Origin of the sequence: Fluviicola sp. (genome assembly GCF_029266855.1) — a bacterium.
Lineage (GTDB): Bacteria > Bacteroidota > Bacteroidia > Flavobacteriales_D > Crocinitomicaceae > Fluviicola.
Genome location: NZ_JAQSWB010000001.1, coordinates 408,565 through 422,033, shown reverse-complemented (window position 1 = coordinate 422,033; position 13,469 = coordinate 408,565). Strand labels below are relative to the sequence as shown.

Annotated in this window: 18 protein-coding genes; all 18 read right to left on the bottom strand. The window is 39.5% G+C overall.

From position 1 onward, the window contains the following. Nucleotides 1–177: 177 nt before the first annotated feature. The 18 genes from K0S23_RS02085 to K0S23_RS02000 all read right to left on the bottom strand — a co-directional run bounded on the left by K0S23_RS02085 (nt 178) and on the right by K0S23_RS02000 (nt 13,459). Entirely contained in the window at nt 178–825 is a 648-nt protein-coding gene (locus K0S23_RS02085) for a hypothetical protein (RefSeq protein WP_300353574.1), read from the bottom strand. Nucleotides 826–904: 79 nt separating this feature from the next. Continuing rightward, nucleotides 905–1,630 (bottom strand): hypothetical protein, encoded by a 726-nt coding sequence (locus K0S23_RS02080; protein ID WP_300353571.1) that lies wholly within the window; start codon nt 1,628–1,630, stop codon nt 905–907. Between the two features lie 42 nt (nt 1,631–1,672). Further along, a complete protein-coding gene (locus tag K0S23_RS02075) occupies nt 1,673–2,677 on the bottom strand; it encodes an LLM class flavin-dependent oxidoreductase (RefSeq protein ID WP_300353568.1) in 1,005 nt (334 codons plus the stop codon). 161 nt (nt 2,678–2,838) lie between these two features. Further along, nucleotides 2,839–3,384: a GNAT family N-acetyltransferase gene (locus K0S23_RS02070; RefSeq protein ID WP_300353565.1), complete on the bottom strand. Its 546-nt coding sequence runs from the start codon at nt 3,382–3,384 to the stop codon at nt 2,839–2,841. Nucleotides 3,385–3,501: 117 nt separating this feature from the next. Further along, nucleotides 3,502–4,128 (bottom strand): hypothetical protein, encoded by a 627-nt coding sequence (locus K0S23_RS02065; protein ID WP_300353562.1) that lies wholly within the window; start codon nt 4,126–4,128, stop codon nt 3,502–3,504. 43 nt (nt 4,129–4,171) lie between these two features. Beyond that, a complete protein-coding gene (locus K0S23_RS02060; protein WP_300353560.1) occupies nt 4,172–5,140 on the bottom strand; it encodes a hypothetical protein in 969 nt (322 codons plus the stop codon). Between the two features lie 76 nt (nt 5,141–5,216). After that, nucleotides 5,217–5,999: a CPBP family intramembrane glutamic endopeptidase gene (locus tag K0S23_RS02055; RefSeq protein WP_300353557.1), complete on the bottom strand. Its 783-nt coding sequence runs from the start codon at nt 5,997–5,999 to the stop codon at nt 5,217–5,219. Nucleotides 6,000–6,152: 153 nt separating this feature from the next. Beyond that, nucleotides 6,153–6,944: a hypothetical protein gene (locus tag K0S23_RS02050; protein WP_300353554.1), complete on the bottom strand. Its 792-nt coding sequence runs from the start codon at nt 6,942–6,944 to the stop codon at nt 6,153–6,155. 4 nt (nt 6,945–6,948) lie between these two features. Next, the gene (locus tag K0S23_RS02045; protein WP_300353551.1) at nt 6,949–8,001 is read right to left on the bottom strand and encodes a WG repeat-containing protein; all 1,053 of its coding nucleotides are present in this window, start codon (nt 7,999–8,001) and stop codon (nt 6,949–6,951) included. Nucleotides 8,002–8,136: 135 nt separating this feature from the next. Then, nucleotides 8,137–8,700 (bottom strand): hypothetical protein, encoded by a 564-nt coding sequence (locus K0S23_RS02040; protein ID WP_300353548.1) that lies wholly within the window; start codon nt 8,698–8,700, stop codon nt 8,137–8,139. 10 nt (nt 8,701–8,710) lie between these two features. After that, nucleotides 8,711–9,061: an MmcQ/YjbR family DNA-binding protein gene (locus tag K0S23_RS02035; protein ID WP_300353546.1), complete on the bottom strand. Its 351-nt coding sequence runs from the start codon at nt 9,059–9,061 to the stop codon at nt 8,711–8,713. 51 nt (nt 9,062–9,112) lie between these two features. Then, complete coding sequence (locus K0S23_RS02030) at nt 9,113–9,475, bottom strand: rhodanese-like domain-containing protein (protein ID WP_300353544.1); 363 nt, start codon at nt 9,473–9,475, stop codon at nt 9,113–9,115. After that, nucleotides 9,472–9,795: a DUF3817 domain-containing protein gene (locus tag K0S23_RS02025; RefSeq protein ID WP_300353541.1), complete on the bottom strand. Its 324-nt coding sequence runs from the start codon at nt 9,793–9,795 to the stop codon at nt 9,472–9,474. The genes K0S23_RS02030 and K0S23_RS02025 overlap by 4 nt, the downstream gene beginning before the upstream one ends. Nucleotide 9,796: 1 nt before the next feature. Continuing rightward, nucleotides 9,797–10,255, bottom strand: coding sequence for a hypothetical protein (locus K0S23_RS02020; protein ID WP_300353538.1), 459 nt, complete (start codon nt 10,253–10,255; stop codon nt 9,797–9,799). A 68-nt stretch (nt 10,256–10,323) separates the two neighbouring features. Continuing rightward, the gene (locus K0S23_RS02015; protein WP_300353535.1) at nt 10,324–10,914 is read right to left on the bottom strand and encodes a TetR/AcrR family transcriptional regulator; all 591 of its coding nucleotides are present in this window, start codon (nt 10,912–10,914) and stop codon (nt 10,324–10,326) included. 123 nt (nt 10,915–11,037) lie between these two features. Further along, nucleotides 11,038–12,396, bottom strand: coding sequence for a PQQ-dependent sugar dehydrogenase (locus K0S23_RS02010; RefSeq protein WP_300353532.1), 1,359 nt, complete (start codon nt 12,394–12,396; stop codon nt 11,038–11,040). Between the two features lie 99 nt (nt 12,397–12,495). Beyond that, nucleotides 12,496–12,963: an SRPBCC family protein gene (locus K0S23_RS02005; RefSeq protein ID WP_300353529.1), complete on the bottom strand. Its 468-nt coding sequence runs from the start codon at nt 12,961–12,963 to the stop codon at nt 12,496–12,498. Nucleotides 12,964–13,039: 76 nt separating this feature from the next. Then, nucleotides 13,040–13,459: a DUF1801 domain-containing protein gene (locus K0S23_RS02000; RefSeq protein ID WP_300353526.1), complete on the bottom strand. Its 420-nt coding sequence runs from the start codon at nt 13,457–13,459 to the stop codon at nt 13,040–13,042. Nucleotides 13,460–13,469: the final 10 nt, after the last annotated feature.

Genomic DNA, 13,469 nt, shown 5'->3' with positions numbered 1-13,469 from the left:
CTGTTTTTCCCTATGTTTTCTATGTGCACTATTGTGGTTTTAATTTACCACATAGGAACATAGACACATAGTTTACAATGAGGGGATTCCGGAAGTAACTCTATTTTTAGCACGCAGATTCATTAGATTCCCGCAGATTTAATGGAATGTGTTATTCAAACAAAGTACATTTATCACTTAATTATCCTTAATCGATTTCAATGCAACTTTCGCGATTTCGCTATTTGAGATAGTGGTTTCGTGGGAATCAATGATCTCGGAAAGTAATTTCTTAGCGGTTTCCTTGTCCCCTTTTTCACTAAAAATCATTGCTTTATTAAGCAGCAGGATTCCTTTTGTTTCGCGGTCGGGGTTTCCCGCAAGTCCCTGCTCAATCGAATATAAACGTTCTTCCGGATCAGTTTGCAGGTAAGCAATATCTTTCCATGCCGGTGCAAATGCAGGAACATTGTCGACAATTTGCTTGGCCATATGATACTTTTTCTCCGGTTCGTCCGTCCATTCTATCTGCATGTAAAAGGTATAGAGTCCTTCGGGAAATAAACCTGCTTTTTCTCCTTCCAAAGTGTATATGGCGATCTTTGTTGTAAAAAAACCATCCGGTTCCAGGACATCCGTTTCGTGGTAATATTTCAATGCATTGTCAAAATCTCCCACCAGTAAATAGGTAAATGCCAAATCATAAACAGGATAAGCCCACAACGGTTCTATTGTCATTGCTTCCTGCAGTTTTTCGATTGCTAAAGGATAGTTTCCGGCTTGTCCGGCTTCTCTTGCTTCCAGGTGCAGAAGGTTTGCCTGTTCATTAATTGGTCCAGTTTCCATTTAAATAGATGCGTTTGATTTTCAGGATATGATATTAATCAATTCGTTTGAAACAGAAATGAAATTTTGGAAAAAATCCTCATTCCTCCGTAAGCAATACTTTTTTGAATCGCTTTTTTAATTGAGCTTCATCGGTTGATATGGTATCCATTTTCCGGGACATACAATTTATTAAATAATAGTCTCTCCACTCCTCTACCACCGAATCTGAGGGGTCATCCACCGAATGATCATAGGATTGGTAACGATATCCCAAAGAATGAATTTCTTTCTTTTTTGTTTTAAAAAGCCAGGATGCTTTATATAATCCATCACCCGCATCTCCAAAAGTTTGTCCCAATTCAATGTAGTTTTTTTCAGCTTTGTCCCTTTCCGTGTCAAAAATGAACAACTTTACAGATGACGATTCGTATTCGGACGGTGTTCTGGCAATTAACCCGATTCGCGTGGAATCGATTTCAAACTGATAACAAGCGAAGACTCCCGAAAGTTGTCCATTGTAGTTGTGGTAGATTTCCATCGGAAGAAACTTTGCTTCTTGGGACGTAAGCTCCTTGCCTTCAAATAGATTATTTTCATAATCATAGAACACCTTCAACGTATCAAAGGAGATGATTTTGAATTTTTTCAGCACGTCATCATAAGCACTTTTCTTATAATGGGAAGAGAAAGAAGAATCTGCTTGTTTGGCAAATTCCTCCTCCGAAGATTTATTTTTTCGCGTAGTGACAGGATTTTCTCCGCAAGCAGAAAAAAACACCTGCAGAAAGATAATCCCAAATACCTGAAACGGAAACTTATTCATCAATCACAATTTGCTGTGAAAGCTAATCAATTTTCCAAGATCTTAAGACTGATTGATCGCCTTAAAGACATCCGCTAAAATACTAAACGACTTCAAGCGCTTTTCGTTGTCGAAAATATTTCCGGTAATCATTAATTCATCTATTCCATGTTCTTCAATAAAGCTGCTGAATTTTTGAATCAAAGTATCTTTATCTCCAACGAAGGTACAGGCTGTCATTGGAAGAACCGCATCTAATAATTCCTGTGGCCATGTCTCCAATAAATTGGGAATCGGGGGAGAAAGCGGTTTACGTGCATTGGTCAAAATTCCGGAAAACATTTGGTATAAGCTCATGGACAACAATTCCGCTTCTTCGTTCGTGTCGGCTGCAATACCGTTTACACAGGCAAGCACATAAGGCTTATCGAGATATTGTGATGGCCGGAAGTTGTTTCTATAGATCTGCAATGCAATTTTGAATTGTTTCGGAGCAAAATGAGAAGCAAAAGCATAGGGCAAACCCATTTCAGCAGCCAAATAAGCACTATCCGTACTGGAACCTAAGATCCAAATGGGAATATTCAAGCCTTCTCCCGGGAAAGCACGTACCGTGGCCGTCCTGTTGTTTTCACTGAAATATTTTTGAAGAGCCACCACATCATTCGGAAACTGATAAGCGGTATTCAAATCACCTCTTCTTAAAGCGGCGGCTGTTTGCTGATCCGTTCCTGGTGCTCTTCCCAGCCCCAGATCAATCCGGTTCGGATACAATGTTTCCAGGGTGCCGAATTGTTCTGCAATTGCCAAAGGCGCATGGTTTGGAAGCATGATTCCCCCGGAACCTACCCGAATATGCTTTGTTTTAGATGCCACATGACCGATTAAAACTGATGTTGCCGAACTGGCGATAAACTCCATATTGTGATGTTCTGCCAACCAAACCCGTTCGTATCCTAATTCTTCTGCCTTTTGTGCTAAATCTACCGTTCTTTTAATTGCTGTTGCTGCGTTGCCGTCTTTGGTAATCATGGACAAATCCAAGACGGAAAATGTGATTTTTTTCATGCCTTAAAATTACGGAATGATCTGCCATAAGTAAATGGACAAGAAGTTAAAAAATGTAGTGGTTTACTGGAAGAAACTATTCGGATTTATTTGACGGTTCGGAATCGGTTTCCCCTGAAACCGTGAATTACGTAGATTTTTTGTGTTAATTTAAAAACCGCTTATGCCCGCATTCGTTTTGCCTGTTCCCATTTTTCGGGAGTCAATTCATAAGCGATATAAGGATATTTTTTGCCGTTGATGTCTTTCATAAAATGTTCTGCCTCTTCCACCCCAAACCTGGAGGTTCCTTTTTGCGAACGAATATTTTCCTCTGCAATTTCAAAGATCACTTTGTCTACGAACATAAATGCATAATCAAGAAGCAGAAGTTTATTCGAAAAATTATAAGTTCCTCCCCAATGGGCGCGATCTAAAAAGGTGCCTCCAATTTTAACGGAAGAATTATCCGGATCATAATCGTAATATCGGGTACTTCCGAAGATTTTATTGGTTTCTTTATCAATCATTACCAGACTCTGTCCTGATTCTAATGATTCTTCAAAAAAGATATCGTATTCTTCTCGTTTGTGTCTGCTATACACCGGGTGCTGTTCCCAAATCAGCGGATCTGACGCTACCTGATACAATTCTTCGTAATCTGATCGCTCCAACGGACGAATAAGTACTAATTCGTTCTCTAATACCGGTTGCCATGAAGTTTCCATAGTGCTTGTTTTGCTTTACTTAAGTTAGTACACAATGTTTTATACATCACTTTTTAAACAAAATTTGTGACTTAACTAACAAGCTGACTAATTATAAAGTCACGGATAATTCACAGCTTATTTTTGGACTTTTTGAACGACTTTTTCCACCCTTTTCCGCTTGGATTCCTTTTCAATCTCATTCAAACGACTACTTAAAACCATCACGAAACGCATTTTATTTTCGCTTGTAACAATTGGCATCGCACGCTCAGCATACATGGGCAATTGATTCGTTGGTGATTTTTGAATAAGCTCGATTAGTACCACGAATGCGTTTTCGGAAAATTCCGGAATTCCACACAATTTGATGAAAATATTTACTGCACCATCCATTGTGATTACAGAACCTTTTGACACTGCATCCAGGATCAGAGGAATCGATTCATAAATAAACTCAGGATTTTCCAATGCAATAGTGTCTAATGCGGTCATTCCTCCCCATTGCAAACGGTTGTTCTTATGCTTCAGTAAATCCAGGAAGACAGGTGCAAAATCCGCTATTAATTTCGGATCAATCACCCCGATCTCATATAAGACCTTGATACAATCGTTCTGAATGTCTTTGCTTTTTGATTGCAAGCCTTCAATTAATTCCGCAACGGCTTGCTTATTTTTTGAAGAAGCAATTTTTGCCGCTAATTCCTGGTTCGGTATTTCGTCTCTGCGGTTGAGAGAACTAGCCAATTCATTAATAACACTCATACGATCTAAATATCTGACTACAAAGTAAAAAAAACCAATGTTATTAATGATCAGACAGGTAAACAATCCCGGTGATCAAACCGCCGATTATTCCCGTTTCAAGAAGCACTGCTCCGGTTAAAGCGAGTCCCCCCTTCCAGTTTTCTCTTCGCTTGTATTTCAGATACTCCTTTTTTATCGGGGAATCGGTATTGTATCTTTTAAGTGCTTTATTTGCTCGTGAATAAACTACCTGGTCAAAAATGAATGTTCTTTCATTCGGTAAGGCTTCTGCCAGATCAAAAAACAGATCGGGTCGCTTTTCAGCAACTGATTCTAACATTTCATCTGTATACATGCCATATGAATAATCATGCAAGGGACGACTTAAAAAGTTTTTTTTGAGCATTTCCGGTGTCAGCACGTTCATGTGTTTTTCAATCGAGTCATTCAATGCAATCAGCCTCATATTGGTATTGGCCAAACTATCCCGGATCAATTCATTTTGCCGGTTTGCAAGCGATTCAAATTCTTCGGGAAGAGCCTGTTTGAAATCAAAAGATTCCCAAACTAAAGGACCATTTCGGTAATAATAATCACTAAACAACGGATAATCACTGTTGATTTGATTTATTGTTTTCCTGTATAACACTTCCCAATAAGCGCGGTTAATCCCCTCATAAATTTTCCCCGGATCATCCAATTTCCTGGCAAGGAAAGTCAAACGATCCTTAGGTTTTCCATGTTTCAATTTCAGTACCCGGAAATATTTATAGTCGTACGATATTGCAAATACACCATTGGAAAAAATGATCCCGATGCTGTCTGATGTATTCTTAAACTCTCCGGCATGTGTGAGCTCCCATTCCTTGTAAACATAATTATCGTATCGTGACAACTCATAAAGGATACAGGTCTTTCCATCCAATTTAAAGGCATAATCTCCATTCACAGTTTGATAGAACTGTTCTGTTTGTTGGGTAAAGGCAGCGGATCCTAAAATAAGGAATAAAAACAGCAGGCAATTTTTCATGTCCGTTTCTACAATTTATGAAGTGATCGGTTCAATTTTCTATTCAATTTTTAAAACAATTGCTCATCCAATCGAATTAATGTCGGTGCTTCATCCAGATATTCTCCCTGGTGATATTTAAAGGAATCTGCTTTTTCCGCTTGTAAAGCAAGGTCAAGATAATTGCCAGCGCGATGGTGAGAATACGAAACACATTTGCATAAACACCTCCAAAAGCATTGTCAGAAACAGCAAAAACCATCCAGGCAAGGTTCATGAAGAAATGCAGAAATATGGCGATCCATAAATTGTAATTCCATTCCACATACAACCAGGAAAAGAGCACTGCTCCCATGAAAGTCGTAGAAAAAATACCGATCAGTGTCAAAAGATCATTGCTTTGATACAAGTGCATTGCAGCAAACAAAAACGCTCCCAATAAAATGGAAGGTATAAAGCCCAATTTTGTGTAGCGGAATAATTGTCCGAAAAGAAAACCCCGAAAAATAAATTCTTCAAAAAAAGCAGCTGCTACCCCGCTTATCAAGACTTCATCTAAGGTCAGGTCCCTGTTATAACTAAAACAAACAGAGAAGCCAATAAACATCGGGAGTGAACAAATAAGCGGAAACAACATTCCTTTGAGGATCGACCTGTTCAGTCCCAAAGTTGTTTTACAGCGCTTGAACTCATTGATAACCGAAGCTCCCAAAACGATCGGAACAGAAACAATGAAGTAAACAATGATGTGACTTAATCCGACATTCTGAACTCGTTCATTCATCCATGACCTCAATTCTGAGAAATAAGTATTGGCCAAAAAGAAATAGATACCAAATGATAAGAGAGTAATTGAAATAACACTTAATGATCTACTCATCGTTTATTTTTGGGCTTTAATGATGAGTTAAGTTACCAATTTCATCAGACGTAGGCAACAATTTTAACGTTCTTACCAGATAGCTTCGGGAGCTAAATCTGTTTCAGCTCAGTAAAAACATCATCCTTAAGGAGGAACTTGCGCATCAGTAGTTTAAGGTTCAGCGCATTCGGACTTGGTTTTCAAAAACAAGTTGTGAAATCTTTCATTGACTTTTTCATCGTTGGCTACATGCGTAATTGTTTCATTTACCCGGTTGATCCATCCAAAAGTGATCAATTCTACCCGCGCATACATCACCCTGTCCGGGTCATTGTATTCTTCCTCAAAGCGTTTCATTAAGTATTCAGGAGAACCATTTGTCTTACACTTCTCTTTCACAAGTTCTTTCCAGGAAGTCATCAGTAGAGACGTATCGCTACTTGTTAATGCTTTTATCAAATCCGGGCAAACCTTTGAGAAGCGGTTTCCCTTCAATATTTCCGGATTGGTATATGCCTGAATGGCAATTCGCGACAAATCATACTCATCCTTCATAGCTTTCGCCAGGAGTTTTTTTGTTTCGATCCAGTAAGATTCGTTTACAATCTTCAGATCCAGGAGTTCCTTTTTCTTTTTCGCGTATTCTGCATCTAACTCCTTCAAGGTAGATAAACCGGCTATCTGATCAGGCTTAAATGCCGCATCGTTTACCTCCAGCAAAATTCCACCGGTCATCTGCCATAATTTATGTGTTCCGGCTAATTCTTCCGGGGAATAACGCCTTGCATCAAATGTGCTTTCGTTTTCACACAACTCTGTTTCCCACTTAAAAATCCCAGTCGAATCTTTTTCTGCTTGCGAAGTTTTTTCGCCAGGTTCCTGTTCTTTTACCTGCTGTTTCTTTGTATCGGAACACGAAGCAATCATTAAACAGAAGAGCAAGGAGATGAAAGCTGTTTTCATAGACTTATTTGACAAGCATAACGTCTTTTATCGCATCGTATTCCGGCTCCAGCACCCATTTCCCGCTTTTGTCGATCAAACCCCATTTTTCGTTCTTTTTGGCAGCGGCATATCCATTATGGAATTCTCTTACTGCCTGGAACTGAGGTTCAATTACCCAATTTCCTTCGTTGTCATAAAAACCTCTCAAAGCACCTTTTTTTCCATCTGCAAGTCCTTCCGAAAAATCACCCCAAGCTTCGGTATCGCTTACTTCCAAAACTTTTCCGTCTTCACTGATATAACACCATTTCTCACCCTTTTTCACACGAGCCATACCGCTAAGCGCATCAAATTCCTTTGCAGCTTCAAATTCCGGTTTAATTACCCATTGTCCTGTTTTGTCAATATATCCGACCTTCTTATCAAATGTTTTCGCCCAAGCTAAGCCATTCGTAAAATATCCAACACTTTCAAATTGAGAAGGGATTGCCAATTCACCTTTCGTGTTTATAAAACCAAATTTTTTATCCATTGTTCTAATAGGTGCCAGTCCTTCCGAAAAATCCCTTACATCCATTGCCTGAGTTGATATGGGTGTCTCATTTCCTTTTACATCCAGGATAAAGAAATTTGTTCCTTTCTTAGCAACAGCAAAACCACCGTTAAAATCACTTCCGTCATCGTAAACAGCTGGGATGGACATTTTTCCTTCATCGTTCATGTAACCCCACTTTTCGTTGACTTCAACCAGGAATAACTGATTGTGAAAGCCACTTACATGGAATCCGAAACCATCTTTAATTTTAAACTTTGCAGGATCTGTTTCCAGTCTTGTATTCTTCAAATCTATAAAATGATACTGACGCTGCTTATCATCGTAAATCACAGCAAGTCCGTTAGATGAAAACGGATAACATTTTTCGTACTGAGCAGGAATGATCAAATCGCCTTCAACATTTGAATAGCCCCATTTTTCAGTTGCAAAGGATTTTACCTGAACAACATAAGTTTGTGCCTGAAGCAAAAGTGCATTTAGAGCGAATGCACCAACAGTGAATATTTTCTTCGGATTCATGGTTTTGATTTTGATTTTTTGACTTGATTTTGATAAAGATAAGGGAAACGAATTAATTTCTGACACATCAACAGCGATTACTTTCCAAGGTCGGGAGTATAGATTACACTAGTTACATTTAAAAACCCTTTGCACTTATTTTTTATACAATTCCACGCAGTAGTCTTTAATTTTCTTTACTTCAGGATCATTGTAATACAGGTCCTCCGGATTTTTTCCCTTTCTTAATTTCTCGATTAATTGATCGCTATGTTCAATTTCGTTGATGATACAAAAACAGAATTCTTCCCGATTATTCCTGATAGGAGCCGGAAGTACCTCACCTCCTGATTCTATTGTTTTCATGATAATCTTTTTAAAGATCGGAGTGTAATACAGCGAAAAATGATACCGGTCCCTTTTCTTCATTGCTTCCGGAAATCTGAAACTTGCAACTGCAATTAAAGCCACGGCAAAAAAAGTATAACACTGAAGTCCTCTTTTCAAAGCAAGATTGCTGTTCTGTCTTCTCAAAACGAAGAAAGGGATCAAACTCAGAGATCCGACAACAATTGAACAGGCGATTGTACCGCCAATGAATATAAACAAGTATTCAGATCTTGGTGTATACGGTTTCTCGGTAAGGATAGTAAGAAAACCTGCCGGAACACTTAAAAGAACCAACAAAAGAATCCAAAGATAAAGGTGTGTTTTTTTCATTCAGGTTTAATTATTTGTTTTCCAGCTCTTTTCTAATCTTAGCCGGAAGTTTTGCTTTAACAAGTTCGTACGATTGTTCCAGGAAGAGCTCCCATTCTGATCTTTTCATCCGGGTAATATCGTCGATCAAAACCCATTTGTATTTCGCTACATAAGGTGCAGGCTTGAATCCGGGACGACCTGCCATTTCTTCAAACTCTTCATCCTTTACTTTAAATGAAGTCGAAACCGGTGTTTCATCCAGTCCAACGACGCAAAACATTTTTAATCCAACGGAAAAGACCAGATCGTGGCCCCACTTCACATCCTCCGTTACTCCCGGAAAACTTTGACAAATCGTTCTGATGATTTCAATATCCATTCGTTTCTTTCATTTGAAACCTGAAAGTAAACAAATCATTGAATCCGGGACCTATTTTCCGTCTTTAATTTCACTTTCCAGGTCCGCCATGGCCCCGCCGTTGAACACTTTCCGATAGCCTTTTTCTTTCAACAAATTCATAGCTCTCACACTTCTCAAACCATGTGAGCAAACTGTAATGTATGTTTTTTCCTTATCCAGCGGAAGTTTATCGGCATGCAAACGGCTTAGAGCGATATTAAGCGAACCATCAATGTGCCCGGTTTTATATTCAGCCGGTGTCCGCACATCCAGAATAATTGCCCCGTGCTCTATTTTCCTCTTCAATCCTTTATCCAGATTCACGAATCGGTAAGTCCGGTATGCGATATAAATCAGCAAACAAGAGCCAAAAATGATTCCAAGTGTTTTCATTTATTTGAAATGTTAGTGTCGATCTTACTTAGGATTTTCTGATCGATATAAAAAGTACCGAACGGGATAATACATGCCAAAAGCACTTTCCAGGTGGTAGTTTTAAATTTCCATGCCTGCTCTACACCGACACTCAATGTGTTAAAAATGAAAAGAAGAAACAAGGCTCCATGAAGAGTCCCCATAACTTTTGAAAAGGCCGGAAGATGAGCTCCGTACTTTAAAGGCATTGCCACGAAAAGCAATAACAACAGCGAGATTCCCTCCAGGAACCCGATAAGACGCAAACGCCCGATTTTTGACTGAAATAAATGAAACATATTATCTGAAATAAGGTCTGTTCGACAAAGGTGAAAATGGCCAGGGAATAGCAATGAAAATGAGAATGAAAGCCAGCAGAAACCAATTAAACATCACCCTGAATTTGTCGCGATCCGAACCCATTCGTTTTGCCTTTGCAGAGCCGATTGTCAAAACTACAATTGCTGACAACATCAATAAGGCATGAACAAGTGAATAGAAGGTAACATCCCAATTATCTAGTGCATCTTTCGTGTGCTTCCAAAAGTATTTAATGCCCGGACTTTGCGTATAGACAAGAATTCCAATGATCAGCTGAACATGCGCAATTGTCGCGGTCCAATGCCGAATGGAATTATCGGATTTAGAAAATGTTTTTTGTCCCTGAAGTCCTTTATATGCCCTGTAAATGGCATAAATCAGGCTGATCACAACAAACCAGCGGGTTAAAGAATGTAGAAATATAAGTGTTGAATACATCGGAAATTATTAGTCGATGTAAAAGTAATTCAAAAACATACTAGTTAGTATGTTTTTGAAGAAAAAAATTAATGAAGACTGTTCAAATAACTTTTAAGCTCTTTTAAGTAAGGCAGATAGGTATCATTGCCGAGATCCAACTTTCCCAAATTCCGGATTCCCCAATAAGACGACATAACCATTAATGTAACCTGCCGGGCGTTTACATCCTTTCTTACAAATCCGCTTTGTTTCCCTCTCTCCAATGATTCGATCAGGTGTTCTTCCCATTGATGTGTCAACTCGTTCAGAGCATTATTAAAATCAGTGTTCCATGGAGTCATTTCCTGTATGAGATTGGAAGCAGGACAGCCGAATTCAGGTTTTAAAAAGGGGTTTTCAAGCAGCAGGTGATGCATCATATCGTAAATTACCACCAAAGGATTCTCCAGGCTTTGGAGAGGAGAAATGAAGGCGATTTCCATGGTCGGCTTCAAAATTTCACTGATGATGGCCAATCCCATTTCATCCTTGTTTTTGAAATGATAATAAAATGCTCCCTTAGTGACCTGAGTTGTTGCCAAAATGTCGTCAATACTGGTGGTTTGATATCCTTTGACATAAATCAACTCAAACGCCTTTTGCAAGATCGTCAAACGAGTAGCCTCCGACTTTTTCATAAAGATACTGCTTAGTATTTTTTACAAAGGAAGGAAAACTTTGGCAATCCACAGCATTCAGTGACAGCTTAAAATGAGAATAGAACCAACAACAATTCTTGTCATTGGTTCTATTTCGCAGCCTTATTTCATTAATTTCTGACGCTGAATCCGGTCGACACCCGCAAATTTAACTTCAACCGAATAAGTTCCAGGTGCTAATCTGCTAATATCGATCTGTTCTCCGGCTTCTACTTGTTTCAGATCCATAACCGTTTTACCATTCAGATCCAGAATGGTCACCTGCTCTGCTCTGTTATCTGAGGCCAAGTGAATGTATATTTCCGCAGGATTCGGAACAATCAGAGATGTTTCATCCTGCAGTTCAGTTATGCCCAGCGGCGAGGAAGGAGTAAGCCGGATAATTGGGTGAGATCCTGAATTCGTTGCGATATAAATTTCCTTATTCGGGCCAACCGCAATGTCTCTTAAACGCCCGAAAATTCCCTGGAAATATTGATCTTCATCCACAACTGAAGTTGTTAAAGCATCCAATTCCATTGCGACTACCCGTTGTCCGTTCAATGTAACCATCAGAAGACGGTTGTTCCATTCCGGGAACCCAGCATTTTCATAAAAAACCAGGTCGGAAGTGGCAATTGTCGGTGTCCAGGTATGAATCGGTTCCTGGTACAAACCAGTTGCGCATGGAGTATCCTCAAACGTTTCGTCGCAAAAGCCGTGGATCAAAGGCCAGCCATAATTTTTCCCCGATTCCAGCACTGTTAATTCATCATCAGTGCTCGGCCCGTGTTCTGAAATAACCACTTTTCCATTCGGCAAAGCACAAATTCCCTGCGAATTCCGGTGTCCCATGGAATAAACATACGAACCGGGAATCGGGTTGTCGGAAGGGATTGATCCGTCAGTATTTAAGCGCAGGTATTTCCCCGAAAGCGAATTGGAATCCTGGGACAATTGACTTTGAGAACATTCTCCGGTAGACATCAGTAAAGTATTATCCGGCAAAAAATGCAAACGGGAACCATCGTGATTGCTCCACGCCATGATATTTTCAATCAGCGTATCGGGATCAATCAGGTCGGTTCCGTCGAAGGTATACTTTACCAGTCGCTCTTTAAAATACCCCTGGTTATCCTCAGGTCCATACGTATAAACCATGAATACTTCCGCAATTGCCGGGAAATTCGGATGAAGTGCCAATCCAAGCAAACCGCTTTCCCCGACCGTGTGGACATCAGAAGTCAAATCCAGTACGGTGTCCTTCACTCCGGTTATCAGGTCTACCCGACTCACCAGTCCCTCGCGTTCCGTTACCCATAAATGTGTATCTTCTTCCACTTTAATTTCCCATGGAACAGACAGATTATCTATTAAGGTATCAACGTAAACGGTTGTTGCTCCTACTTGGTAGGATGTTTGCGCCTGTACCAATGGAACCAAGGCAAACGAAGCAATAAAAAGTAAATTTTTGAATTCCATAACCGAAAATTTTTATTTGTTAATTCAAGTTATGGAAAGCAAATCCCGATACAAAAAAATGGAAGTTAATAAATGATAATTCGGAATTCCGAATTTGAGTTATTTTCCATGATCCGATACTTCTTTCGGAAACTTATCTTCAATTAAATTCAATCGAATGCCATATTCCAGATATGCTTTCAATTCATCAACAACAGTTGTGAATCCACCGGTATTATCTTTGATTGCTTCAATCAATTCATCTCCTTCCAAATCAAAGCCGTAATTCTTGATTACCAAATAGGTTGAGCCATCAGAAAGCTCCCGGAATTCATAATCCACAGTAGTAACAGGATCACCCCATTCCATGGAAATGCGTTTGCCCGGAAGGATTTCCTTTGTCAGTACCGGGGTTGAAATACCGTACATTTCCCATTCCCAGGTAACAGTTTTTCCAACTTCCAGCTTTCCACTTGACTTGGTAAACCAAAAATTAGTCGTGATCTCCGGATCGATAAAAGCCTCAAAAACTTCCGAAACCGGTTTCCGGATCTTCATTTGAACTTCAACAGTTGGTGTTTTTTCCATAATGCTCATTTATAAGCACATAATTTATGGAAAATAGTTCAATGATCATACAACTATTCGCCGCAGAGTGCTCTTATCAACCGTAAATTTCCTTTACATATTCCATTGACTTTTCAGCCAGATTAATCAGACGATCCCGGTCAATATCCGACAACTTTTTAATGTAAATACAAACCTTTCCGATCTTATACTTTCCCAGATCCTTCAGCAAGTATTCATGCTCGGGTAGTCCGGTATAAACGTACAAGGAAATAGCAGCTTTCCTTGGAGAGAAACCCAACAAGGGAGCATCCCCTTCATGACCACTGGCATATTTGTAATGATAAGAACCAAAGCCGATAATACTTGGTCCCCACATCTTTGCCTTGTGACCTGAAATTTTCTCCATCAATTTCACCAGTTCGTAACTATCCTGTCTTTTTTGCTCCGACTCGGTAAATTCCTGTATAAATTCAAATACATCTTTTGTCGTTTCCGCTGTTTTCGTTTTTGCCATCGTGCTTCAA